The 21,859-nt window shown below is 74.2% G+C and carries 22 protein-coding genes; 10 read left to right on the top strand and 12 right to left on the bottom strand.

Going from position 1 to position 21,859, the window contains the following annotated elements; all coding sequences use genetic code 11:
• Positions 1-4: 4 nt before the first annotated feature.
• From ACIBO1_RS16065 to ACIBO1_RS16055, 3 genes are all read left to right on the top strand, one after another.
• On the top strand, positions 5-955 hold the full coding sequence (locus tag ACIBO1_RS16065; protein ID WP_396746655.1) for a TIGR03557 family F420-dependent LLM class oxidoreductase: 951 nt from the start codon (positions 5-7) through the stop codon (positions 953-955).
• Between the two features lie 82 nt (positions 956-1,037).
• Positions 1,038-2,669 (top strand): RecQ family ATP-dependent DNA helicase, encoded by a 1,632-nt coding sequence (locus ACIBO1_RS16060; protein WP_396746652.1) that lies wholly within the window; start codon positions 1,038-1,040, stop codon positions 2,667-2,669.
• 102 nt (positions 2,670-2,771) lie between these two features.
• Positions 2,772-3,275 carry a hypothetical protein gene (locus ACIBO1_RS16055; protein ID WP_396746650.1) on the top strand — a complete coding sequence of 168 codons (504 nt, stop codon included), beginning with the start codon at positions 2,772-2,774 and terminating at the stop codon, positions 3,273-3,275.
• A gap of 64 nt (positions 3,276-3,339) precedes the next feature.
• On the opposite strand, the gene ACIBO1_RS16050 is transcribed toward ACIBO1_RS16055, so the two are convergent.
• Together ACIBO1_RS16050 and ACIBO1_RS16045 are read right to left on the bottom strand one after the other, a co-directional pair.
• Entirely contained in the window at positions 3,340-4,104 is a 765-nt protein-coding gene (locus tag ACIBO1_RS16050; RefSeq protein WP_396746647.1) for an ABC transporter permease, read from the bottom strand.
• Entirely contained in the window at positions 4,097-5,062 is a 966-nt protein-coding gene (locus tag ACIBO1_RS16045) for an ATP-binding cassette domain-containing protein (RefSeq protein ID WP_396746644.1), read from the bottom strand. Before ACIBO1_RS16045 ends, ACIBO1_RS16050 begins: the two co-directional genes overlap by 8 nt.
• Before the next feature lie 97 nt (positions 5,063-5,159).
• On the opposite strand from ACIBO1_RS16045, the gene ACIBO1_RS16040 reads away from it, so the two are divergent.
• On the top strand, positions 5,160-5,918 hold the full coding sequence (locus tag ACIBO1_RS16040; RefSeq protein ID WP_396746641.1) for a TetR/AcrR family transcriptional regulator: 759 nt from the start codon (positions 5,160-5,162) through the stop codon (positions 5,916-5,918).
• 4 nt (positions 5,919-5,922) lie between these two features.
• Here ACIBO1_RS16040 and ACIBO1_RS16035 read toward each other — a convergent pair whose 3' ends face one another.
• Genes ACIBO1_RS16035 through ACIBO1_RS16000 form a run of 8 tightly spaced genes read right to left on the bottom strand, consistent with a single transcriptional unit; the run spans position 5,923 to position 14,544 of the window.
• Complete coding sequence (locus ACIBO1_RS16035; RefSeq protein WP_396746638.1) at positions 5,923-6,906, bottom strand: DNA topoisomerase IB; 984 nt, start codon at positions 6,904-6,906, stop codon at positions 5,923-5,925.
• Positions 6,890-7,837, bottom strand: coding sequence for a glycosyltransferase family 9 protein (locus ACIBO1_RS16030; RefSeq protein ID WP_396746635.1), 948 nt, complete (start codon positions 7,835-7,837; stop codon positions 6,890-6,892). The genes ACIBO1_RS16035 and ACIBO1_RS16030 overlap by 17 nt, the downstream gene beginning before the upstream one ends.
• The gene (locus ACIBO1_RS16025) at positions 7,834-8,529 is read right to left on the bottom strand and encodes an SDR family oxidoreductase (protein WP_350695135.1); all 696 of its coding nucleotides are present in this window, start codon (positions 8,527-8,529) and stop codon (positions 7,834-7,836) included. The genes ACIBO1_RS16030 and ACIBO1_RS16025 overlap by 4 nt, the downstream gene beginning before the upstream one ends.
• Complete coding sequence (locus tag ACIBO1_RS16020; RefSeq protein ID WP_396746631.1) at positions 8,526-9,962, bottom strand: PfkB family carbohydrate kinase; 1,437 nt, start codon at positions 9,960-9,962, stop codon at positions 8,526-8,528. The genes ACIBO1_RS16025 and ACIBO1_RS16020 overlap by 4 nt, the downstream gene beginning before the upstream one ends.
• A 10-nt stretch (positions 9,963-9,972) precedes the next feature.
• On the bottom strand, positions 9,973-10,668 hold the full coding sequence (locus ACIBO1_RS16015; protein ID WP_396746628.1) for an SIS domain-containing protein: 696 nt from the start codon (positions 10,666-10,668) through the stop codon (positions 9,973-9,975).
• Positions 10,668-11,882 (bottom strand): glycosyltransferase, encoded by a 1,215-nt coding sequence (locus ACIBO1_RS16010; protein ID WP_396746625.1) that lies wholly within the window; start codon positions 11,880-11,882, stop codon positions 10,668-10,670. The genes ACIBO1_RS16015 and ACIBO1_RS16010 overlap by 1 nt, the downstream gene beginning before the upstream one ends.
• Complete coding sequence (locus ACIBO1_RS16005; RefSeq protein WP_396746622.1) at positions 11,873-12,844, bottom strand: glycosyltransferase; 972 nt, start codon at positions 12,842-12,844, stop codon at positions 11,873-11,875. Before ACIBO1_RS16005 ends, ACIBO1_RS16010 begins: the two co-directional genes overlap by 10 nt.
• Complete coding sequence (locus tag ACIBO1_RS16000; protein ID WP_396746619.1) at positions 12,841-14,544, bottom strand: HAD-IIIA family hydrolase; 1,704 nt, start codon at positions 14,542-14,544, stop codon at positions 12,841-12,843. The genes ACIBO1_RS16005 and ACIBO1_RS16000 overlap by 4 nt, the downstream gene beginning before the upstream one ends.
• A gap of 169 nt (positions 14,545-14,713) precedes the next feature.
• Here ACIBO1_RS16000 and ACIBO1_RS15995 point away from each other — a divergent pair, with 169 nt between their 5' ends.
• Positions 14,714-15,160, top strand: a complete 447-nt coding sequence (locus ACIBO1_RS15995) for an SRPBCC family protein (RefSeq protein ID WP_396746616.1) — start codon at positions 14,714-14,716, stop codon at positions 15,158-15,160.
• Positions 15,161-15,246: 86 nt separating this feature from the next.
• The gene (locus ACIBO1_RS15990; RefSeq protein ID WP_350695142.1) at positions 15,247-16,014 is read left to right on the top strand and encodes a polyprenol monophosphomannose synthase; all 768 of its coding nucleotides are present in this window, start codon (positions 15,247-15,249) and stop codon (positions 16,012-16,014) included.
• Positions 16,015-16,042: 28 nt separating this feature from the next.
• Here ACIBO1_RS15990 and ACIBO1_RS15985 read toward each other — a convergent pair whose 3' ends face one another.
• Entirely contained in the window at positions 16,043-17,653 is a 1,611-nt protein-coding gene (locus ACIBO1_RS15985; RefSeq protein WP_396746754.1) for a phytoene desaturase family protein, read from the bottom strand.
• A 72-nt stretch (positions 17,654-17,725) separates the two neighbouring features.
• Here ACIBO1_RS15985 and ACIBO1_RS15980 point away from each other — a divergent pair, with 72 nt between their 5' ends.
• A complete protein-coding gene (locus ACIBO1_RS15980) occupies positions 17,726-19,159 on the top strand; it encodes an aldehyde dehydrogenase family protein (RefSeq protein WP_396746751.1) in 1,434 nt (477 codons plus the stop codon).
• Between the two features lie 87 nt (positions 19,160-19,246).
• On the opposite strand, the gene ACIBO1_RS15975 is transcribed toward ACIBO1_RS15980, so the two are convergent.
• Complete coding sequence (locus ACIBO1_RS15975) at positions 19,247-19,648, bottom strand: ChaB family protein (RefSeq protein ID WP_396746613.1); 402 nt, start codon at positions 19,646-19,648, stop codon at positions 19,247-19,249.
• A gap of 149 nt (positions 19,649-19,797) precedes the next feature.
• Here ACIBO1_RS15975 and ACIBO1_RS15970 point away from each other — a divergent pair, with 149 nt between their 5' ends.
• The 3 genes from ACIBO1_RS15970 to ACIBO1_RS15960 are packed head-to-tail and all read left to right on the top strand — an operon-like array spanning position 19,798 to position 21,752.
• Complete coding sequence (locus ACIBO1_RS15970; protein WP_396746610.1) at positions 19,798-20,778, top strand: YihY/virulence factor BrkB family protein; 981 nt, start codon at positions 19,798-19,800, stop codon at positions 20,776-20,778.
• Between the two features lie 46 nt (positions 20,779-20,824).
• Positions 20,825-21,241: a DUF2795 domain-containing protein gene (locus ACIBO1_RS15965; RefSeq protein ID WP_396746607.1), complete on the top strand. Its 417-nt coding sequence runs from the start codon at positions 20,825-20,827 to the stop codon at positions 21,239-21,241.
• A 49-nt stretch (positions 21,242-21,290) separates the two neighbouring features.
• Positions 21,291-21,752, top strand: coding sequence for an SRPBCC family protein (locus ACIBO1_RS15960; protein WP_396746604.1), 462 nt, complete (start codon positions 21,291-21,293; stop codon positions 21,750-21,752).
• The last annotated feature ends 107 nt before the right edge of the window (positions 21,753-21,859 follow it).

Below are 21,859 nucleotides of genomic sequence, written 5' to 3'. Positions count from 1 at the left end.
ACCCATGAAGATCGGCTACTTCCTGTCCACTGAGGAGTACCCGCCGGAGCAGTTGCTGGCACAGGCGCAGGCCGCCGAGCGCGCCGGCTTCCAGGCGCTCTGGATCTCCGACCACTATCACCCCTGGACGGACGCGCAGGGCCAGGCCCCGTTCGTCTGGTCGATGATCGGCGCGTTGAGTCAGACCTGCCGCCTGCCGGTCACCACGGCGGTGACCTGCCCCACCGTGCGTATCCACCCTGCGGTGCTGGCCCAGGCGGCGGCGACCAGCGCGGTGCTGCACTCCGGGCGGTTCGTGCTCGGGGTGGGCTCCGGCGAGGCGCTCAACGAGCACATCCTCGGCGACCACTGGCCGCAGGCCGGCGTCCGGCTGGAGATGCTGGAGGAGGCGGTCGAGGTGATGCGGAAGCTGTGGGACGGCGGCTTCGTCAACCACTACGGCAAGCACTACCGGGTGGAGCACGCCCGGATCTACACGCTGCCCGAGACGCCCCCGCCGATCTACGTCTCCGCCTTCGGCCCCAAGGCGGTGGACCTGGCCGCCCGCATCGGCGACGGTTTCGTCAACACCATGCCCGACGCCGAGCTGGTGGGCCGGTTCCGGGACAACGGCGGTGGCGACAAGCCGTGCCAGGCCGGTTTCAAGGCCGCGTACGCGCCGACCGTGGAGGAGGGCATGCGGCTGGCGTACGAACGCTGGCCGACCGAGGCGATCCCCGGTGAGCTGTTGCAGGTGCTGCCCTCGCCCCGGCACTTCGAGCAGGCCGCCCAACTGGTCGACCCGGAGGCGATGCGGGAGGCGTTCGTCTGCGGCAACGACGCCGACGCGCACCTGGCGAAGATCGACGCGTACGCGAAGGCCGGCTTCGACGAGGTCTACGTGGCCAACACCGGGCCGGACTGGCAGGGGTTGATGGACCTGTACCAGCGCGACGTACTACCCCGAACGCGCTGAGCGACGACGTGACAGGACTCGCGGTCCCTCTTGGCCGGGCCTGCGTTTCGGCGCTGGTCCGGCCGGGTACCTGCGGCCTTCGATGAAGCTCACCACGCACTCGATGTCGTTGCGCCGCGCGGCGCGCAGCCTGTTCGGCTGGTCCACCCTGCGCCCCAACCAACTGGCCGCGATGCGCGCGGTGATGCGGCGGCGCGACGCGTTGGTGGTGCTGCCCACCGGCGCCGGCAAGTCGGCGATCTACCAGATACCGGCGAGCCTGATCCCCGGCCCGACCGTCGTGATCTCGCCGCTGCTGGCTCTGCAACAGGACCAGATTGCCGCGCTCAACGAGCGGCAGCGGGCGGAGTTGCGGGCGGTCCGGATCAGTTCGGACGAGTCGCCGGCCCAGCAGGCCGAGGCGATCGCCGAGATCCGGGACGGGCGGGCCGAGTTCCTCTTCATCACCCCGGAGCAACTGGCCAACCCGGAGCGCCTGGCCGAGGTGTGCGCGCTGAAACCGGCACTGGTCGCGATCGACGAGGCGCACTGCATCTCGGCCTGGGGGCACGACTTCCGTCCGGACTACCTGGCGCTCGGTCAGCTCATCGAGGGCATCGGACGGCCGCCGGTGGTGGCGCTGACCGCCACCGCCTCGCCGCCGGTACGCGACGACATCGTGGCCCGGCTGCGGTTGCGCGAGCCCGAGATCGTGGTGTCCGGGCTGGACCGGCCGAACCTCTTCTTCGAGGTGGCGCACTGCCCCACCGAGGACTACCGGTGGCGACGGCTGATCGCGCTGCTGCGGGACGACGAGCGGCCGGGCATCATCTACGTACCCACCCGGCGGGCGGCCGAGGAACTCGCGGCCCGGATCACCGACGCCGGCTACCCGGCGCAGTTCTACCACGGTGGGATGTCCGCCAGCGCCCGTGCTCGGCTGCACGAGGCGTTCCTCGCCGACCAGGTGCCGATCATGGTGGCCACGTCGGCGTTCGGCATGGGTATCGACAAGCCGAACATCGCCTGGGTGGTGCACATGGCGCTGCCCGACTCGCCGGACAGCTACTTCCAGGAGATCGGCCGGGCCGGACGCGACGGCCAGCCGGCCCGTGTGCTGCTGCTCTGGCAGGCCGAGGACGTGGGGCTGCAACGCTTCTTCAGCGGTGGTCTGCCCGACGCCACCGAGCTGCGGGACCTGGCCGCCCTGCTGCGTCAGGGGCCGGCCACCAAGAAGGAGCTGCGCGAGGTGACCGGGTTGGGGCCTCGCAAGCTCGGGCAGTACCTGGCCCTGCTGGAGCAGGTCGGTGCGGCGCAGCCCCGCGCCGGGCAGCGGATCGGCGCGCCGCGCTACTCGCCGACTCCGGTGGAGGCCGCCGAGGCGGCCGTGGCGGAGGCCGAGCGGCAGCAGAACCTGACCCGTTCGCGGACCGACATGATGCGGGCCTTCGCCGAGACCACGGCCTGCCGGGGACAGACGCTGCTGGCCTACTTCGGCGAGCAGATGACCCAGATCTGCGGGCACTGCGACAACTGCCACGCCGGCACCAGCACCGCCGACGACGGCGCGGTGGGTCCGTTCCCGGTGCACAGCCAGGTGCGGCACCCCGAGTGGGGCGCCGGCCTGGTGCTCAGCTACGAGGACGACCGGATGACGGTGCTCTTCGACGAGGTCGGGTACAAGACGCTGTCGGTCAGCGTGGTGTCCGAACAGGGACTGCTGACGCTGGACTAACCTGAGCCCGCCGCGATGGCGGCGGGGACATACCGGACCCGGCGCGGCCAGCACGGATGGCGCGTGACCGGGGACCGGACGACGAACGGGAGAGGCACGGTCGTGATCGAAGAGCCGACGTACACCGCTTTCGGTTTCTCCGACGAGGAGTGGGGGCTGCTGGTCGGCCTGCCGCAGGCGGTGCTCACCGCAGCGAGCGCCGCGGAGTCCGACAGCACCCGGGCGACGATGGCCGAGAGCGCGGCCGGGCTGGAGACCATCTCCACCGGTCGGGAGTCGGCCAGCCCGCTGGTGGCCGCGGTGGCCGGGGAGATCGTGACCCGGGTGGGCGACCCGGAGGCCGGCGAGGAGTTGCCGGTGATCGCGCCGGAGGACCCGCGCGCGTACGCCGAGGACGTGCTGGGCCGGGCCAAGGCCGCCGCCGCCCTGCTGGCGGAGAAGGTGGACGAGGGCGAGGCCGGCGCGTACCAGCACTGGCTGGTGGAGATCACCGACCAGGTGGTGGGCGCGGCCACCAGCGGCGGCATCCTCGGGCTCGGGGGCAGCCAGGTCAGCCCCTCGGAGCGACGCTTCCGGGACCGGCTGGCCCAGGTCCTCAACGACTGAGCGACGGCGACGAGAAAGGGGGGCGACGTCCGACGGACGTCGCCCCCCTTCTCGCTCGTGCGGATCAGGCGATCCGGCGGCGGAACAGCACCGCCGAGAGCAGCACCGCGACCGCCAGCATGCCCAGGCACCATGCCACCGCGCGGGCCGGCGCCGTGCCGACCGGCAGGTCGAGCAGCAACCCGCGCAGCGACTCGATGACCGGCGTGACGGGCTGGTGCTCGGCGAAGCCGCGCAGCCAGCGGGGCAGCGTCTCGACCGGCACGAAGGCGCTGCTCGGGTAGGGCAGGAACATCACCAGGAAGGTGTACCCGCCGGCCGCCTCGGGGGTACGGGCCAGCAGCCCGAACGCCGCCGACAGCCAGGACACCGCCAGCAGGAACAGCAGCAGCACCCCGGCGGCGGCCAGCCAGCGCAGCGGTGCCACGGCGGGCCGGAACCCGATGGCCACCGCGACGGCCAGCACCAGCACGGTGGAGACCGTGTTGCGGGCGATGCTGGCCACCACGTGACCGCCGATGATCGAGGTCGCGCCGACGTCCATGGTGCGCAGTCGCTCGATCATGCCGTTGGTCATGTCCGTGGTGACGCTCACCGCCGTGCCCGCCGCACCGAACCCGGCGCAGAGCAGCAGCACGCCGGGCACCACATAGGTCACGTACGCCGAGCCGGTGTCGATCGCCCCGCCGAAGAGGTAGACGAAGACCAGCATCAGCATCACCGGCAGCAGCAGCGAGGTGAGCAACGCGTCGACGTTGCGGCGCGACAGCCGGACGCAGCGGCCGATCATCACCGCCGTCTGCGATCCGCGTACGGCCAGCTCAGACATGGGACACCTGCTGTCGGGTGGGCACCGGAGCGCCGGTGAGGGTGAGGAAGACGTCGTCGAGGGTCGCCTCGCGGACGGTGAACCGGACCACCCCGTGACGGTCCGGATCGATCTCGTCGAGCAGGGCGCGCACCTGCGGCGCACTACCGTCGGTGGCCACCGACAGTGTCAACCGGTCCGGGTCCCGGCCGGTGACCCGGTCGCCCAGCAGCCCGGCAGCCTCCCGTATTCCGGCCTCCTCGCGCCAGGTCAGCTCCAGCCGGTGCGCGCCGAAGCGGCGCTTGAGGTCGTCGGCGGTGCCCTCGGCGGCGATCGCTCCGTGGTGCAGCACCGTGATCCGGTCGGCCAGTCGGTCGGCCTCCTCCAGGTACTGCGTGGTGAGCAGCACGGTCACCCCGGTGCGGGCCAGTTCGCCGACGACCTCCCAGAGCCCCTGCCGGCTACGCACGTCCAGGCCGGTGGTGGGCTCGTCCAGGAAGACCACCGACGGCTGCCCGACCAGGCTGGCGGCGAGGTCCAGGCGGCGGCGCATGCCCCCGGAGTAGGTGATCGCCTGCCGCCCACCGGCGTCGGTTAGCGCGAAGCGTTCCAGCAGGTCGGTGGCGCGCTTGCGGGCCGTCCGCCCGGACAGCCCGGCGAGCCGGGCCAGCATGGTCAGGTTCTCCAGGCCGGTCTGGGTGTCGTCCAGGGCAGCGTGCTGGCCGGCGAGGCTGATCGTCCGCCGGACCCGCCGCCGGTCGCGCACCACGTCGTGGCCGGCGACCCGGGCGCTGCCCCCGTCGGGTCGGGTCAGCGTGGCCAGGATCCGCACGGTGGTGGTCTTGCCGGCCCCGTTCTGGCCGAGCAGCGCGTGCACGCCGCCGGCCCGGACCCGCATGGTCAGCCCGTCGAGGACGACGAGGTCGCCGAAGGACTTCCTCAGCTCGATCAGCTCGACCGCCGGTGGTCCGTTCGTCATGGGTCACTCTCCGTTTTCTGCGTATGCCGTACGCTTATCTGCGTAGACCATACGCAGAAGCTACGATGAGGGTCAAGCCCGGCCGGTGGAGGTGGAAGTGAGCGACGGTCCCGACGTCGACCTGCCCGAGAACGTCGCGCTCGCCTGGGGGCTGCGCGAGCGTCCGAGCCGTGGCCCGAAACGCGGCCTCAGCCTGGAACAGGTGGTGGCCGCCGGGATCCAGGTCGCCCAGTCGGAGGGCCTCGGCGCGGTGTCGATGAGCCGCGTCGCCCGCGAGCTGGGCGCGGCGACGATGTCGCTCTACCGGTACGTGCCGACCAAGAACGACCTGCTCGACCTCATGGTCGACACGGCGTACGGGCCGCCCCCGCCACCACGTGGTCCGGACGAGGGCTGGCGCCCCGCGCTGACCCGCTGGGCCGAGGGGAACCTGACCGCGTTGCGCCGACAGCCGTGGATCCGACACGTGCCGATCAGCGGCCCCCCGATCAACCCCAACCAGGTCCGCTGGCTGGAGTACGGGCTGACCGCCCTGGCCGGCACCGGCCTGCGCGGCACCGAGCGCGTCTCCACCATCATGCTGGTCAGCGGGTACGCCCGGAGCTGGGCCACCACCACCGCGGACCTGATGGAGGCGGCGGTCCGCAGCGGGCAGACCCCCGACCAGGTGGGCATGCACTACTGGCAACACCTGGCCCGGCTCACCGCCGACGGGCCGTACCCGGCGATCCACGAGCTGGTCGCGGAGGGTGACGACGAGGACGACTACGTCGACGCCGAGTGGCGCTTCGGGCTCGGCCGGGTGCTGGACGGCGTCGAGGTGATGATCCAGACGCGCACGGCGGGCGGCCGGTGACCGCTCAGGACCGGTCCAGCAGGTCGAGCACGGCACGCTCGGCCTGCTCGCGCCCGGTGTCCCGGGTCACCGGCACCACCACGCCGTCGTGGAACAGGTCGACCACCCGAGGGTCCACGTAGGACGTACGGGCCACCGTCGGGGTGTTGCCGAGCAGCTCCGCGACCTCGCGCATCACCCCGGCCACCGCTCGCCGTCGCGCGGTGACCGACCTCGGCGTCCCGAGCACGGCCAGCTCGGTGGCCGCCCGGACGGTGGCGTGCCAGGTGCGGAAGTCCTTCGCGGTCATCTCGCCGCCGCTGGCGTCGCGCAGGTAGTCGTTGACCTCGTCGGCCCGCACGTCCCGCCACTGCCGGCCGTCCCAGTAGCCGAACAACCGGTCCGCCTCCCGGCGACGGCGGCGCAGGTGGGTCAGCACCCGGCACAGCTCCGGGTCGGAGACCCGGCGGACCTGCTCGATGCCGCCCTTGGCCGGGAACTCGAAGACCACGCAGCCCTGGCGGGACCGGGCGTGTTCGGGGCGGAGGGTGGCCACGCCGAAGGTCGGGTCGTCCCCGGCCGCGTACTGGTCGCTGCCGACCCGGAAGGTGCCCATGTCGAGCAGCCGGGTCACGGTGGCCAGCACCCGCTCGCGGCGCAGCCCCCGCCCGGTCAGGTCGAGGCCGACCCGTTCCCGCAGCACCGGCAGCCGGCGGGCCACCTCCAGCACATGGTCGAACTTCGCCTCGTCCTGCCGCTGCCGCCACAGCGGGTGGTAGAGGTACTGCTTGCGCCCGGCGGCGTCGATCCCGGTGGCCTGGATGTGCCCGTTCGGGTGCGGCGCGATCCACACCTGCCGCCAGGCCGGCGGAATGACCAGCGCCCGCAGCCGGGCCAGATCGTCCGGGTCACGCACCGGCGCGCCGCGCGGGTCGACGAACGACCAGCCCGGACCGCGTCGCCGGCGGCCGTATCCCGGCCGACCCGGATCGCTACGCCGCAACCGCACGGTCCGCCCGCACCACCCGTTCCACCTCCTCGACGGCGGCCAGCACCGCGTCGACCCCGACGGCGGCGACCGCCGGGTGACCACCTACCCCGTCCCGGGTCGGGCATGCGCCGGCCCAGAGCACCCGGTGCCGTCGTCGCTCCGGCGGCGGCCCCCAGCGGGCGGGCGGGACCGGACCGAAGATCACCACCGACGGGGTGCGGTAGCCGGTGGCCAGATGCGCCACGCCGGTGTCCCCGCTGACCACCAGCCGCGCCCCGGCGACCAGGGCGGCGAGCTGCCCGAGATCGGTCCGGCCGGCCAGCACCGCGTCGGCGGGCAGACCGGCCTCGTCCGCGACCCGTACAGCGGTGGCCCGCTCCCCCGTGCTGCCGGTCAACACCACCCGGTGCCCCCGGCCGGTCAGGTCCCGGGCGAGAGCCGCGTACCGCCCGGACGGCCAGCGCTTGGCCGGCACCTTGGAGCCGGGATGCAGCACCGTCACGCCGGTCGGCATGGTCCCCGGCAGCGGCCGGAGCAGGTCCAGGTCGGTCCGGTCGGTGGGGATGCCGTACCAGCTCAGCAGCCGGCACCAGCGCGCCACCTCGTGCTCCTCGTCGTCCCACCCGGGCCCGTCGGCGTGCTCCGCCCGCGCGTCGGCGAAGGCGAACAGCCGGTCCGGTCCGGTGGTGGCGAGCAGCCGGTGCGAGCGCGGTCCCCGGCCGTGCAGGTTCACCGCCACCTCCACCGGCCCGCCGGGAGCCCCGAGCCGGTCCAGCCCGTCGGCGGGCAGCAGCCGGTCCACGCCGCCGACCAGCTCGACCAGCGGGCCGAGCCAGGACGGCGCGGCGAGCACCAGTTCGCGGTCCGGGTACGCCGTCCGCAGCGCCCGCAACGCCGGGACCGCCGTGGCGAGGTCACCGACGCCGAGGGCACGCAGGACCAGGATCACGGGTACGAGGTCTCCTGCTCGGCGCAGACCACCATCTCGCGTACCGCGCAGCCGGCCGGTTGGGAGAGCGCGAACATCACGGCGGCGGCGGTGTGGGCCGGGTCGTTGAGGATCGCGTCCGGCCCCGGCCGGTACTGCGCGTCGCGGTCGTCGAAGAAGGCGGTCCGCATGCCGCCCGGCACCAGCAGCGTCACGTTCACCGACCCGGCCAGCTCGGCGGCGAGCGCGCGGGTGAACCCGACCACGCCGAACTTCGCCGCGCAGTACGCCGTGGCGTCGCTGACCGCCTTGACCCCGAGCGTGGACGCCACCGTGACGACGCTGCCCCGGGCGGCGGTCAGGAACGGCAGCGCGGCCCGGATCACCGCGGCGGTGGCCAGCAGGTCCACCGTGACGATCCGGTCCCAGGTCTCGCCGGGCACGTCGGCCAGCCGGCCGGGCACGTCCACACCGGCGGCGGTGACCACCGCGTCCAGCCCGCCCTCGCGCTCGGCGAGCTGCCGGGTGGCGGCCTCCGCCGCGCGGGTGTCGGCCAGGTCGCACTCGGCCCAGGCCACCCCGTCGCCGGGCGCCTGCCGGTCCAGCACCAGGGGCCGGCCGCCGGAGCGGGCCACCGCAGCCACCACCGCCGCGCCCAACCCGCTGGACCCGCCGGTGACCAGCACCGTGCGTCCGGTGCCGGGCGCGCTCATCGGGACACCCCCACGCCGGTACGCGCCGCCGTCGCGGCGATCAGCCCGGTGGTGGACCGGCCGTCCAGGTACGGCACCACCACCGTGTGGCCGCCCCAGCGGCGCAGGATCTCGGCCTCGGGCAGGCAGTCGCCGTCCCCGCCGCCGCTGGCGTAGTCCCCGCCCTTGACCCAGATGTCCGGGCGCAGCCAGGACAGCGCCGCCGCCGGTGTCGACTCGTCGAAGATCATCACCGCGTCCACGCAGCTCAGCGCCGCCAGTAGGCGACTTCGGTCGTCCTGCCGCACGACCGGCCGGTCCGGTCCCTTGAGTCCGGTGACGCTGGCGTCGGAGTTGAGGCACACCACCAGGCAGTCGCCGAGTTGCCGGGCGGCCTGGAGGGTCGCCACGTGACCGGCGTGCAGCAGGTCGAAACAACCGCCGGTCGCCACCACCGTCCCCCCGGCGGCACGCACCCGGGCCACCGCGGCGGCGGCTGCCGCCACCCCGACCCGGTCACCGGCCACCACCGCGTGCACCGCCTGCGGCGCCCGTCGCACCGGCAACGGCAACGCGGTCGCCACTCCACCGTCCGCCACGTACGCCGACGCCTCGGTCACCGCCTCCTGCACCGCCTCCGACAGCAGCGCGCCCCGGCCCAGCGCCAGGCCGGCGGCGACCGCGAACCGGTCCCCCGCGCCGCAGGTGTCGCCCTCGGCGGCCACCGGCGTCGGCACCACCAGCGGCGTCGACCCGGCGTGGCTGAGCAACGCGCCGTCGGCACCCAACGTCACCGCCACCGCGCCCGCCCGCCAGCGTTGCCGCAGGCGCTCGGCGCCGTCGGCGGCGGTGGCCAGCCGGGTGGCGGCGGCGGGCGCCTCCACCAACTCCTGCACCTCCGACTCGTTCGGCGTGACCAGGTGCACCCCGGGCACCGCCGCCGGTCCGCGCGGATGCGGGTCCCAGACCACCGGGGCCCGGGTCGCCGCCAGGGCCGCCCGCAGCGCGGGCTGCCGCGCCACCCCCCGGCCGTAGTCGCTGACCAGCACCACCGACGCCCGCTCGATGACGCGCAGGACCGCCTCGGCGGGTTCGCCCGGCGTCTCGGCGCCGCCGCCCCGGTCGTGGCGCAGCAGCACCCGCCCACCGGCCCGCAGCCGGATCTTCTCCGGAGTGGACCCGGCCAGCCGCAACGGGTACACCTGCACCCCGGCGGCGGCCAGCAGCACCCCCAGCCGGGCCCCACCGGCGTCGTCGGCGAGCGCGGTGACCAGCACCACCTCGGCGCCCTGCGCGGCGGCGAAGACGGCGGCGAGCCCGGCCCCGCCGGGCCGGTCGACGTGCGCGGTCTCGTCGAGCACCGGGACCGGCGAGTCCGGACAGAGCCGGTTCACCACGCCCTCCACGTCCCGGTCGAGCAGGGTGTCGCCGACCACCACCACGGGTCCCCTCACGCTTGCCTCCTCACGCTTCGACCGGTCGGCCGGCCCCACCGTCCAGCACCACCTCGACCCCGGCGCGGACCGGACCGGCCGCCGGTGCGTCCGACGCCGCCGGCACCACCGGCTCCACGTACGCCACCGCCGGCTGCTCGACCATCGCCCGCTCCACGTACTCGCAGAGCAGGTGACTGGAGACCAGATGCAGTTCCTGCACGACCTGGGAGTCCGGGCAGTCCACCGCGAGCGCCTCGTGGACGGCGTCCGCGAGCGGATTCGGTGCCGGCCCGGTGAACGCCCAGCACCGCAGCCCGGCCTGGCGACCCGCCCGCGCGGCGGTCAGCAGGTTCGTGCTGCCACCGCTGGTGGAGAGCAGCAGCAGGACGTCGTCGGGGCGGCCGTGCGCGCGGACCTGCCGGGCGAAGACCTCCTCGTAGCCGTAGTCGTTGCCGATCGCGGTCAGCGCCGAGGTCTCGGCGTGCAGGGCGATGGCGGACAGCGGCTGCCGGTCCTCGCGCAGCTTGCCGACCAGCTCGGCGGTGAGGTGCTGCGCCTCGGCGGCGCTGCCGCCGTTGCCGGCCACCAGCAACCGGCCCCCGGCGGTCAGGTGCTGCGCCAGGACCGCGCCCCACCGGGCCAGCAGCGGCTCGCACCGCCGGTACGGCGTCAGCGCGGCGGCCAGGTGTGCCAGGTGCGTCTCCAGCGGGTTGCGCCCCGGCATCAGGCCACCACCCGGGTCGGCCGGTGCACGGCGGCCACCTCGGCGTAGACCTCGGCGAGTCGTTCCGCGGTGACCGTCCACGAGTAGTGCTGCCGAGCGCGCGCCCGGGCCGCGCCCGCGTACGCGAACCGGCGGATCCGGTCGTCGAGCAGCCCGGCCAGCGCCTCGCCCAACGCCCTCGGGTCCCGGGCCGGCACCAGGTCCCCGGTCACCCCGTCGACCACGGTGTCCCGCAACCCGCCCACGGCGGTCGCCACCACCGGCACCCCGCACGCCATCGCCTCCAGCGGGGTCAGGCCGAACGGCTCGTACCAGGGGGCGGCGACCAGGATGTCCGCCGACCGGTACCAGCGGCCCATCTCCTCCCTCGGCACCGCCCCGACCAGCCGGACCCGGTCGGCCACCCCGCAGCTACGGGCCAACGCACGCAGCCGCCGGGCGTACGGGTCGGTCTCCAGCAGCCCGGCGGGCGGGCCGCCCACCACCACGCACTCGGCGTCCGGCACGTGTGCCATCGCGCGGACCACGGTCTGGAAGCCCTTGCGTTCCACCAGCCGTCCGACGGTGAGGATCCTGGCGCGTCCCGGTTCCCGTTCGGCGGCCGGGCCGAGCGGGGCGAACGTGCCCAGGTTCACCCCGGACGGCACGACCGTCATCGCCGAGCGGGGCACCCCCATCCGGACCAGTTCGCCGACCTCGTCGCGGCACTGCGCGATCACCCGGTCCACCGACCGGCCGAGTTGCCGTTCGTAGCCGATCCGCCGGGCCGGGCTGGTGTCCTGGACGCCCTGGTGGCGGCGCTTGACCGTGCCGAGCGCGTGGTACGTCTGCACCACCGGCACGCCGACCTGTCGACCGGCCTGCACCGCCGCCAGCCCGCTCATCCAGAAGTGCGCGTGGACCACCTCGGGCGTCCAGTCGCCGCGCCACCGCTCCACCAGCCAGGCACCGAACGTCCGCATGTGCGGCAGCAGCGCGTCCTTGGCCACCGGCTCGGCCGGTCCGGCCGGTACGTGCACCACGTCGTAGCCGTCCGGGCTGCGCACGGTCACCGGCAGGTCCACCGCGTCCCGCCGGGTGTAGACGCGGACGTCGTGCCCGGCCGCGGCGAGCGCGGCGGAGAGTTCCGCGACGTGCGTGTTCTGGCCGCCGGCGTCCTCCCCGCCCAGGATGGCGAGCGGGCTGGCGTGCTCCGAGATCATCGCTATCCGCATACTTCCTCCTCCAGCAGCCGGTCCCAGTCGGCGAGGAAACGGTCGAGGCCGTAGCGTTGCCGGGCGGCGGCCCGCGCCGCCTGCCCCGCCTGCCGGGCCCGCTGCGGCTCGGCGACGAACCGGGCGGCGGCCTCCAGCAGCTCATCGACGCGGGTGTCCAGCGCACCGGCGTCCGGCGGCACGGCCATCACCGCCTCGGTGCTGGCCAGCGCCACCACCGGCATGCCGATGCTCATCGCCTCGATCAGGCTCAGCCCGAGCGAGGTCCACCGGCACAGGTGCAGGTACGCCCGGCGGCGCGCCAGTTCGGCGTGCATCCGGTGCTGCGGGACGTCGTCGTGGCTGGTGAGGCGGTCGGCGGGCAGGCCGAGGTGCTCGGCGAGCCCGGCCACCTTCAGGCCGAAGACGTCCAGCGGGGCGATCTCGGCGAACCGGGGCAGCAGGTCGGTACCGGTGACCCGCCACCGGCGTACCGGTTCGTTGATCACCACGGCCAGCCGGTCCAGTTCGCCGGTGTACTCCACGACCGGCGGCACGATGCCGTGGTCGACGACCGTGGTCCGGGTCCTGCCGGTGTCCCAGAACAGCTCGTTGAAGGCGGTCACGTGGGCGACGAGCAGGTCGTCGCGGTCGGCCATCGGGTGGCGGCTGTGCGGCACGTCCCCGTCCTTCGGGGTGTTGTGCTCGACGTAGATCGCCGGCACGTCGCGGCCGGGCCGACGGCCCAGCCACCGCTGGGCCAGCTCCCACTCCTCGGGGCGTTGCAGGAGGACCACGTCGACGTCGGTGTCGCGCAACTGTTCCGGGCTCACCTCGGCGGCGCTCTCCGGCCAGGTGTACGTGCGGGCCCGGCCCAGCCCGTACGGCCCCCGGTCCGGGGTGGCCGGGACCAGGTAGCGGTGTTTGCCGTGCACGAACGACGTGGTCCACGAGCCGTGCACGTGCCAGAGCAGGATGTTCATCGGCCGCCTCCGGTGGACACCGTCGTGCGGGACACGGTCGGACGGGTGGGCACCCGGTCCGGTGGTACGCCGAGCAGCCGGAGCGCGTCGACGACCGCGCCCGGGGAGATTCCGCTGAGGCAGGGGTGACCGGGCACCGGGCAGCGTGCGGCGCGGGTGTCGCGGCATCCGGCGGCGGCGTCGCCGAGGCGTACCGTCGGCACCCGCCAGGGACCCCACTGTCCGAACGGGACGGTGGGGGCGAACAGGCTGACCACCGGCACCCCGGAGGCGGCGGCCAGGTGCGCCGGGCCGGTGTTGCCGACCACCAGCGCGCCGGCACCGGCCACCACGGCGGCCAGCTCGGCGAGCCCGGTCCGGCCGCCGAGGTCGCGGGCGTACCGGCCGGCGACCCGGGCGGTCAGCTCGCGTTCCTGCGGGCCGCCGGTGACCACCACCCGGTGACCGGCGGCGGCCAGCTCCCGGGCGATCCGCTCGGCCAGCTCCGGCGGGCAGCCGCGCGCGGGCGCGTCCGAACCGGGGTGCAGCACCACGTATCCCGGCTCGCCGGCCTCCGGCGGCGGTGCGAGTCGCGGCCGCAACCGCAGGCGCGGCTCGTCGTGGGCGGGCAGCGCGTACCCGGCGGCGGCGGCCAGCGACAGCGCGCGTTCGGCCTCCGGCACACCGGCCGGCACCCGGTGCCGGACGTCCAGCAGGCTCCCCGGGTAGTCGTCGCTGATCGCGGAGATCCGCCGGACACCGGCCATCCGCAGCAGCAGGGCCAGCGGCAACGGCGACTGGTGGAACGAGGTGAAGACGACCGCCTCGTCGGCGTCGACGGCCGCCAGGCGCGCGGTCAGCGCGGTCATCTCGGCCGGGTCGACGGGTCCGGGCTCGGGGTCGATCCACGGCAGCCGGTGCTCCACGATCTCGTCGACGCCGGGCAGCAGCTCGGCGGCGGCCCGGCCGCGCGGGCCGCAGAGCAGCACCACCCGGTCCGCCCCGGCGGCCACCGCCCGGATACCGGGGCCGGTGACCAGCACGTCGCCGACCGAGTCCGACCGCACCACCAGCACCGTGCGCCCCGGTCCCGCGTCGGGCGGCAGCGGCGGCGTCGGGCGTAGCGCCTGCTGGCGGCGCAGGATCTCGTCCACCGCCGACGGCAGGTCGGCGGCGAGCCAGCCGGCGGCGGCGACCTCCTCGGGCCGGGTGACCGGGGTGGGCACCAGGATGCCCGCCGCACCGGCGGCCAGCGCCGCCGTGACGTCCCGGCCGATGTCGCCGATCATGACGCAGCGCGCGGGTACGGTGCCGAGCGCCCGGGCGGCGGCGTGCACCAGCCCGGGTGCGGGTTTGCGGCAGGCACAGCCGTCCCCGTCGTCGTGCGGGCACACCTGCCACGAGTCGAAGGGGCCGAGCAGGGCCTCGACGCGACGGTGCACCCGGTCCAGGTCCGCCTCGGTGAACAGGCCCCGGGCCAGCCCGGACTGGTTGGTGACCACGGCGAGCCGCAGACCGGCCGCGCGCAACCGGTCCAACGCGGCCCGCGCGCCCGGCAGCGGGCGCACCTTGTCCGGGTCGCCGTTGTACGGCACGTCCTCGACCAGGGTGCCGTCGCGGTCCAGCAGCACCGTGTCGAACAGGACCGGACCGGCCCGGTCGACGCCGGCCAGCACCCCGGCTGACCTGCGCTGATCCGGCTCCCCACGGTCCTGTCGCACGGGCGGCGGGTTCCCTGCGCCCCGAGGAGTAAACGTCGATCGGGGCGTGGCCGACGGGTCTCCCGCACCGACCGACGCACCGCCGCTCGCGGGTGGCCTTACCCACGGCCCCCGAGAAGCTAACCCGTGACGCCGTTAGCCGGGCCACCCACCTGGGTACGGCCTGTTCGTGGCGATCGTGGAGCGAATCATCGAGGCACCCGTACGGCAGGTCTGGGCCGTGCTGGCGGACGGGTGGACCTACAGCGACTGGGTGGTCGGCACGGCGCACATGCGTAACGTCGACGACGACTGGCCTCGGGTGGGCACCCGGCTGCACCACCGGGCCGGCCCCTGGCCCTTCTCCCTGGAGGACTCGTCCCAGGTGTTGGAATGCGAGCCGGAACGCAAGCTGGTGCTACGGGTCAAGCTCTGGCCGGCCGGCGAGGGCGTGGTGGTCTTCACCCTGGAACCGACCGGACCCAACAGCACCCGCGTGCTGCTCGGCGAGGACTTCGCCGCCGGCCCGCTGCGCTGGCTGCGCACCAAGATCAATGACTTGGTGCTGCACCAACGCAACAAGGAGACGCTGAGTCGGCTCGCGGACATCGCCCGTCGGCAGAAGGCACCGGACTGACCTGGGCAGGGGGAGCCGATTCCCCCTGGAACGGACAAGTGGCTACGCTCACGGGGAAGCCTGTCCGCAGACCGAGGATGTCCCCCATGATCGAACCCGTCCAGTTACCCACGCCGTGGGGGGACGCGCGCCTGACCGTCGTGGTACCCACCTACAACGAGGCGGGCAACCTGCCACTGCTGGTCGAGCGCCTGCTCGCCCTGCCGTTGCCGGGCCTGAAGGTGCTGGTCGCGGACGACAACTCCCCGGACGGCACCGGCGAGGTGGCGGACAAGCTGGCCATCGAGCACCCGGAGCGCATCGAGGTCGTGCACCGGCCGGGCAAGGAGGGTCTCGGCCGGGCGTACGTGGACGGGATCAGCCGGGCCCTCGACGGCGGGGCCGAGTACGTGGCCCAGATGGACGCCGACCTGTCCCACCCGCCGGAGGCGCTGCCGGGGATGCTCGGCGCGCTGCTGTCCACCCAGGCGGGCGTGGTGATCGGCTCCCGGTACGTGCCCGGTGGCGAGCTGGACGAGAACTGGCCGCTCTACCGGCGGGCGCTCAGCGGCTGGGCCAACCTGTACGTGCACACGCTGCTGCGGGTCCGCATCCGGGACCTCACCGCCGGGTTCAAGATCTGGCGGGCCGACGCGCTGCGCGACATCGGGTTGGAGCGGGTGCAGTCCAACGGCTACAGCTTCCAGGTGGAGATGCACTACCTCGCCACGAAGCTCGGGCACACCATCCTGGAGGTGCCGATCCGCTTCGAGGAACGGCGCGACGGCGACTCGAAGATGACCACCGCCACCAAGATCGAGAGTGCGTTGATGCCGTTCAAGCTGCGTACCCGGCATCGCGGCATCGAGCGCTGAGCCGCCGCGCGGGCCGCGACCGACCGCGTCAGCGGTACACGGCCTGGTGTGCGGTGTCCACGGCCCGGCGGTACACACCACCGGTGAGCATCCGGTCCCGGGCCAGCGCGGCCCGGGCCGCGTTCGCCCCCGGCGCCCCGTGCACCCCGCCGCCGGGATGCGCCGACGCGCTGGCCAGGAAGAGCCGGTCGACCGGGGTGTCCGCGCGGCCCAGTCCGGGCACCGGGCGGAGGAACAGTTGCTGGTAGGGCGCGGCGGTGCCACCACCGAGGGCACCGCCGACCAGACTCGGGTTGGCCTCCTCCAGATCGGCCGGCCCGAACACGTGCCGGCCCACCACCAGGCTCCGGAAGCCGGGCGCGGCGGCCTCCAGCACCGCCTCCATCCGCTCCACGTGACCGACCACGTCCTCGCTGCGCCAGTGCCGGCGGAACGGCAGGTGCGTGTACGACCAGAGCGACTCCGTGCCCGGCGGGGAGTGGCTGGGGTCGGCCACTGTCATCTGCCCGACCAGCAGGAACGGGTCGCGGGGCAGCTCACCTCGGGCGAGCGTGGCGGCGTAGCCGGTCAGCCCGCCGAGATCCGCCCCGAGGTGCACGGTGCCGACGGTGGCCAGCCGTGGATTGGTCCACGGCACCGGGCCGGACAGCGCCCAGTCCACCTTCAGCGTCGAACCGTCCCAGCGGAAGTGCTCCAGGTCCGCCACCAGCCTCGGCGGTAGCGCCGCCGCGCCGACCAGGTCCAGATAGAGCGCGGGTGCGGGCACGTCGGCCAGCACCGCCCGGCGGGCCCGGTACAACCCGCCGTCGGCGGTGCGTACGCCCATCGCCCGGCCCCGGGCCACCAGGACCCGGTCCACCCGGGCGTCGTGCCGGATCCGGCCGCCCCGCTCGGTCAGCCGGGCCACCAGCGCGTCGGTGATCTTCTGCGCCCCGCCGGTCGGCACCGGCCAGCCGACCTGCTGGCCGAGCATGACCAGCAGCCAGCCGTACACGCCGGAGCCGGCGTCCTCGGTGGACAGGTCGGTGTGCAACGCGCAGCCCGCCATCAACGCCGGCCCGCCGGCACCGGCGAACAGCTCCTCACCGAGGCGGCGCACCGGCAGGACCATCCGCCGGGCCAGCCGCAACGCGCCGCCGGTGTGCAGCCGACGCAGTACGTCCAGACCGGGGCGGACCGGCGGGAACGGGGTGGTGATCAGGTCCAGCATCGGGTCGGCGATGTGCTGCCACTGCGCGTACGCGGCCAGCCAACGCTCGCCGTCGCCGGGCGCGAACTCCTCCAGCGACGCCGCCGTGACCTCGGGGTCGCGGTTGAGCAGGGCGGCCCGGTCGTCCGGGAAGAGATGCGCCAGCACGTCCGGGGCGTGCCGCCAGGCCAGTCCGTACCGGGTCAGGTCGAGCCCGCGCAGCACCGGGGAGGCGTAGCCCAACGGATAGAAGGAGCTGTAGAGGTCGCTCAGGTATCCGGGGGCGGTAACCTCGGCCGAGCGCACCGCGCCACCCGGCGCGCCGGTCGCCTCCAGCACCAGCACGTCCCAGCCCGCGTCGGCGAGCAGGTTCGCGGCGACCAGACCGTTGTGGCCGGCGCCGACGACCACCGCGTCGGCGGTTTCGGCGCCGAGAGAACCGGACGGCATCATCCACCGACGCTACCCGGGCTCAACCGGGCGAAACGTTTGCCCGGCGACCATCCGGGCATGCAGCGCGCCATGTACACGGTTGCGCAGCTCATCGGTGGGGTGTGGGGAGCCGGCGGGGAGGCCGGTGACCTGGTGGTGCACGACCCGGCGACCGGCACTCCGGTGACCGGCGCGCCGGTCGCCACGGCCGACGAGGTCGGCAAGGCGGTCGCGGCGGCGCGCGGCGTGGCGGCCGAGTGGGCGGCGACGCCCCCGGCCGAGCGGGCCGCCGCGCTGCACCGGGCCGCCGACGCGGTGGCCGCCGCCGCCGACGAGCTGGCCGAGGCGACCACCGCCGAGATGGGCAAGCCGCTCGCCGACGCCCGGGGCGGCGTCGAGGCCGGCATCGCCACCCTGCGGCAGTACGCCGAACTCGCCCCGGCCCGGGGTGGACGGACCCTGCACGGCGCACCCGACGCCCTGGACTTCATGACACCGCAGCCGCGCGGCGTGGTCGCCGTCATCACGCCGTGGAACGACCCGGTGGCGGTGTCGTGCGGGCTGCTCGGCGCCGCCCTCGTCACCGGCAACGTGGTGCTGCACAAGCCGAGCGAACGCACCCCGGCGACCGGGTGGCTGCTGGCCCGCGCGTTCGACTCGGCGCTGCCGGCCGGTGTGCTCTCGCTGCTGACCGGCGGGGCCGAGACCGGCGCGGCGCTCGCCGGCGCCGAGGTGGACGTGGTGGCGCACGTCGGGTCGACCATGACCGGCCGGGCCGTCGCCGCGGCAGCCGCCCGCAGCGGCGCCAAGGTGCTGCTGGAGAACGGCGGCAGCGACCCGTTGATCGTGGACGCGGACGTGGACCCGGTCTGGGCCGCCGGGCAGGCCGCGACCGGCGCGTTCGCCAACGCGGGACAGATCTGCGTTGCGGTGGAGCGCGTCTACGCGCATCGCGACGTGGCCGAGGACTTCGTCGCCGCGCTGGTGGAGCGGGCGGCGGCGCTGCGCGTCGGGCCGGGTGGCGATCCGGCCACCGACCTGGGGCCGCTGGTCGACCGGCGGCACCGCGACCAGGTGCACGGGCAGGTGACGGCAGCGGTCGCCGACGGGGCGCGGATCCGGGTCGGCGGGACGCTGCCGGAGGGGCCGGGCGCCTTCTACCCGGCCACCGTGCTGGACAACTGTCGGCACGACATGGCGCTGGTGCGGGAGGAGACGTTCGGGCCGGTCGCGCCGGTGGTGGTGGTCGACTCGTTCAGCGAGGCGCTGCGGTGTGCCGCCGACTCGCCGTACGGGTTGGCCGCGACCGTGCTGACCGGTTCCATGAGTCACGCCCAGCGGGCCTGGCGGGAGCTGCCGGTGGGCACGGTGAAGGTGAACGCGGTCTTCGGCGGTGCCCCGGCCGGGGCGGCCCACCCGCGTCGAGGCAGCGGCCAGGGCTTCGGCTACGGCCCGGAGCTGCTGGACGAGTTCACCGCCACCAAGGCGGTGCACATCGAGGCGCCCGGCGGCGGGCACTGGTGAGGACCGCGCCGGTACGCCGAGGGCCCCGACCCACGCCGGTGACGGCGGGGTCGGGGCCCTCGGGGTGTCGGTCAGCCGCCGCGTGGGTCAGTCGCCGCGAGCCTTGGCGGTCTGCCGGTTGTTGGCCTTCTGGATGGCGGTGACCAGTTCCGGCTTGGTCATGCTCGACCGGCCCCGCACGTCCAGTTCGCGGGCCCTGGCCATCAGGTGTTCCTTGGGGGCGTTCGCGTCCACCCCGCCGGCGGTGGGTGCCCGCCGTTCCGGGCCGCCCCCGGCGGCCTGCCGGTCGCTCGGGCCCTTGCGGCCCTTCGGCTCCCAGTGGTCGCCCACCTTCTCGAACTCGTGCTTGACGGCGGCGAAGGCGGTCCGGTGCGCCCGCTCCCCCTCGCCGTACGTCTCGACGGCCGAATCGTGCGTCTTCTCCCAGGTGCGCTGCGCCTTGTCCGGGGAGCGCCGCAGCGTGCTGGGCAGTACCTCACGCCCGGGCATCTCGATCCTCCTCCGTGGTCGGGCCATTCCGACTGGCGTTCCCAGTCCGCGCGGTGGTAAACCCCGGTACCCGGTTTGCCGTCGCGTGGACGGGGGTACCGGCCGGGCCACCCGGCGTACCCGCTGCCGGTCGTCAGCAGGGAGCGGTGATGACCACGACGAACCCGGACGCCCCGGCCGCCGAGCCGCCGGTGTCCGCGCTACCCGGCCGGATCCGGCAACTGCACTGGTCGACCTGGCGCGGCGTACTGGTTCGCAGCGTCCGCAACTACCTGCGGGACAACTGCACCGACTGGGCCGCCGCCCTGACCTACTACGGCGTGCTCGCGCTCTTCCCCTCCACCGTCGTGGTGGTCGCTTTGGTCGGGCTGGTCTCGGACGGGGAACGCACCGTCGACACCGTGCTCGACCTGGCCCGGGACGTCGGGGCGGGGTCGGTGGTGGCCAACGAGAACTTCGTCGGCGTGGTCCGGGGCGTGGTGGAGCAGAACAGCTCGGCCGGGGTGCTGCTCAGCTTCGGTCTGCTCGGCGCGCTCTGGTCCGCCTCCAACTTCATCGCCTCGTTCACCCGCGCCTCGAACACCATCTACGGGGTGACCGAGGGGCGGCCGGTGTGGAAGCTGCGGCCGATCCAGATCGGGTTGGCGGCGCTGTCGCTGGTGCTGCTCGCCGTGGTGGCCACCGGACTGATCGTCAGCGGCCCGGTCGCCGACGCGGTCGGCGACCTGGTCGGCGCCGGAGGCGCGGCCCGGACGGCCTGGTCGGTGGTGAAGTGGCCGGTGCTGGCGATGATCGCGATGCTGCTGATGTCGGTGCTGTTCTGGGTGGCGCCGAACGTCCGTCAGCCCCGGTTCCGCTGGCTCACCCCGGGCGGGGCGGTGGCGCTGGTCGCCTGGGCGTTGGGTTCCTTCGGCTTCGGCCTGTACGTGGCCAACTTCGGCTCGTACGACACCACCTACGGCAGCCTCGGCGCGGTGATCGCCTTCCTGGTCTGGCTCTACGTGTCCAATTCCGCCCTGCTGCTCGGGGTGCAGATCAACGCGGAGTTGCAGCGCGGCCGGGTGCTCCAGTCCGGCGTGAGCGACGCCGAGGAGCCGGTACTGCCGCCCCGGTCGCCGGCACCTTCGTGACCCGGTGCCGCGTTTACCGCCCACCTCGCCGGGTAGCGCAGAAGGCATGGAACGCGGCAGCAGCAAGCACGCACCGAGAGTCGACGAGCAGATGGAGCAGGAGGTCAACGGCCTGGTCCAGGGGCCGGGGACCGGTGGCTCGCGGGTCGACGAGTTCCGGGTGCCGGAGCCTGCGGGCGAGGACCAGCCGGAGACGACCACCGTCGTCGGCGGCGAGACCCGCAGCGGCACTCCGCAGGGCATGACGTCCGAGGACGTGGAGGCCCGCAGCCGGTTGGGACGGTTCATCACGATGACCGCCCTGCCCGGGGACCGGGCGGCCCTACTCGCCAACGCGCGGGAGAACGAGGCGCCGGACGACCTGCTCGCCGAGTTGGAGCGCCTGCCGGAGGGCACCCGGTACCAGACGGTGTCCGAGGTCTGGGCCGCGCTCGGCCACAAGAACGAGACGACGCGCTGGTGAGGACGGCCCTCTGCGGCCAGCCCCCGCACCGGCGCAGGAGAGGATCCTGATGAGTGGTGTAACCGAGCACGTCGACGTGTCCGTCCCGATCCGGACGGCGTACGACCAGTGGACGCAGTTCGAGGAGTTCCCCCACTTCATGGAGGGCGTCGAGGAGGTCCGTCAGCTCTCCGACACGCTCACCCACTGGACCGTGGAGATCGCCGGGGTCAAGCGCGAGTTCGACGCCGAGATCACCGAGCAGCTCCCCGACGAACGGGTCGCCTGGCGCTCGACCGGCGGCACCAAGCACGCCGGGGTGGTCACCTTCCACCGGCTCGACGAGCAGACCAGCCGGGTCAGCCTCCAGCTGGAGTTCGACCCGCAGGGTGTTCTCGAACAGGCCGGCGACAAGCTGGGCGTCGTGGACCGCCGGGCAAAGGGTGACCTGCAACGCTTCAAGCAGTTCATCGAGCGACGCGGTCAGGAGACCGGTGCCTGGCGAGGAACCGTCGACCGACCGCAGCCCTGATCCCTCCCGTACCTTCCGCCACGGCCGCCGCTCACCCGGCGGCCGTCGCCATTGCCGGTGCCCGTCGCCGGCGGTCGCGCCGATGCGCCGTTTGGCCGGTGCGGGTG

This window comes from Micromonospora sp. NPDC049903 (assembly GCF_044460945.1).
Taxonomy (GTDB): domain Bacteria; phylum Actinomycetota; class Actinomycetes; order Mycobacteriales; family Micromonosporaceae; genus Micromonospora.
The sequence above is the reverse complement of the archived record's forward strand: the minus strand, read 5'-3'. Positions and strand labels throughout refer to the sequence as shown.

Coding starts and splice junctions, on each gene's coding strand:
- ACIBO1_RS16065 (WP_396746655.1), top strand. CDS start 5: ATGAAGATCGGCTACTTCCTGTCCACTGAGGAGTACCCGCCGGAGCAG.
- ACIBO1_RS16060 (WP_396746652.1), top strand. CDS start 1,038: ATGAAGCTCACCACGCACTCGATGTCGTTGCGCCGCGCGGCGCGCAGC.
- ACIBO1_RS16050 (WP_396746647.1), bottom strand. CDS start 4,104: ATGTCTGAGCTGGCCGTACGCGGATCGCAGACGGCGGTGATGATCGGC.
- ACIBO1_RS16045 (WP_396746644.1), bottom strand. CDS start 5,062: ATGACGAACGGACCACCGGCGGTCGAGCTGATCGAGCTGAGGAAGTCC.
- ACIBO1_RS16025 (WP_350695135.1), bottom strand. CDS start 8,529: ATGAGCGCGCCCGGCACCGGACGCACGGTGCTGGTCACCGGCGGGTCC.
- ACIBO1_RS16015 (WP_396746628.1), bottom strand. CDS start 10,668: ATGCCGGGGCGCAACCCGCTGGAGACGCACCTGGCACACCTGGCCGCC.
- ACIBO1_RS16010 (WP_396746625.1), bottom strand. CDS start 11,882: ATGCGGATAGCGATGATCTCGGAGCACGCCAGCCCGCTCGCCATCCTG.
- ACIBO1_RS16005 (WP_396746622.1), bottom strand. CDS start 12,844: ATGAACATCCTGCTCTGGCACGTGCACGGCTCGTGGACCACGTCGTTC.
- ACIBO1_RS15990 (WP_350695142.1), top strand. CDS start 15,247: ATGATCGAACCCGTCCAGTTACCCACGCCGTGGGGGGACGCGCGCCTG.
- ACIBO1_RS15985 (WP_396746754.1), bottom strand. CDS start 17,653: ATGCCGTCCGGTTCTCTCGGCGCCGAAACCGCCGACGCGGTGGTCGTC.
- ACIBO1_RS15980 (WP_396746751.1), top strand. CDS start 17,726: ATGTACACGGTTGCGCAGCTCATCGGTGGGGTGTGGGGAGCCGGCGGG.
- ACIBO1_RS15975 (WP_396746613.1), bottom strand. CDS start 19,648: ATGCCCGGGCGTGAGGTACTGCCCAGCACGCTGCGGCGCTCCCCGGAC.
- ACIBO1_RS15970 (WP_396746610.1), top strand. CDS start 19,798: ATGACCACGACGAACCCGGACGCCCCGGCCGCCGAGCCGCCGGTGTCC.
- ACIBO1_RS15965 (WP_396746607.1), top strand. CDS start 20,825: ATGGAACGCGGCAGCAGCAAGCACGCACCGAGAGTCGACGAGCAGATG.
- ACIBO1_RS15960 (WP_396746604.1), top strand. CDS start 21,291: ATGAGTGGTGTAACCGAGCACGTCGACGTGTCCGTCCCGATCCGGACG.